We start from the raw sequence: 991 nt of genomic DNA on the forward strand, positions 1-991 counted from the left end.
ATGGACTATTTTCGATTTAACGGTTCTCAACTAGGAGGCGCGGGCTTCTCTAATGTGGTTGTTTAGCCCGTGGCTTTTAGTTGATGTTATACGTACATTCATATTAGTTAGTCGTAATCATTTATTGTCCATCTTCGTAAGTTCTTAAATCTATCTTCGATTCTTTTCTTTTCGAATTTCGTTTTGCATTTAGTAAGCAAGTGATCTTTCTTTTCTTTAATCGATTCAGCATCTAAATATTCAGTGAATACACCTTTATCGTAGCAGTCTGAGCAGAATAGGTCCGTTTCTGAACCATCTGCTTTGGTGCCGAATAAAACTCTGAAGGAAAAATTTCTTGAACAACTTTGGCAATATTCAAACTTTCTTTTTTTAGGGAGCTTTAATCTAATTATCTCATCCTGTATAGTTTGAACTCTCCACCATCTTGCAATTCCTATGAATGCCAATATCGCTCCAAATATGCCTAAACCAGAATTGAAATCATTTCGATCTAACAATCTTTCTTCATTATCTCTAAAGTTGCTGACCGAAAATTCATGTTTATCAATCATATCATCTCTTGATTCCCTCTCATTCTCAATAACTTGCCAAAGATTGCTCAAAGAATCACTCACTCTCAATTCCTTGTCGGTACCAGAAAGTAATCTGTAAAAATCTAATTCTCCGTCTTTATCATTTTCGCAAAAATCTTTTACTTCTAGACTTAATTTATGCGCTTCTTCCCAACACGTCATTTGAAAATCAGTCTCTAAGCCCTTTACTTTAATTTTTTGAAAATAAATATCATCTAACATACCATTCACGGAACGTAATTCGTTTTCAATTTTTAAATCGTTCTGATCGTACTCATAGTAGGCGAATGCAACACAAATTAATCCAATAATGAAAAGTGATTTATGTAGGCTATCTGGTAAATTCGGAATATTCATATTTGGGTTAATAATTTATTGGATAGTTTTTACGACTTACATTATTACGTATAACGTCA

General features: G+C 33.3%; 1 protein-coding gene. It reads right to left on the reverse strand.

Going from position 1 to position 991, the window contains the following annotated elements; translation table 11 throughout:
* Nucleotides 1-107: 107 nt before the first annotated feature.
* The gene (locus tag C6368_RS16995) at nucleotides 108-932 is read right to left on the reverse strand and encodes a zinc ribbon domain-containing protein (protein WP_107040410.1); all 825 of its coding nucleotides are present in this window, start codon (nucleotides 930-932) and stop codon (nucleotides 108-110) included.
* Nucleotides 933-991 lie beyond the last annotated feature (59 nt).

Origin of the sequence: Brumimicrobium mesophilum (assembly GCF_003025005.1) — a bacterium.
In the GTDB taxonomy this organism is placed as follows: domain Bacteria; phylum Bacteroidota; class Bacteroidia; order Flavobacteriales_D; family Crocinitomicaceae; genus Brumimicrobium; species Brumimicrobium mesophilum.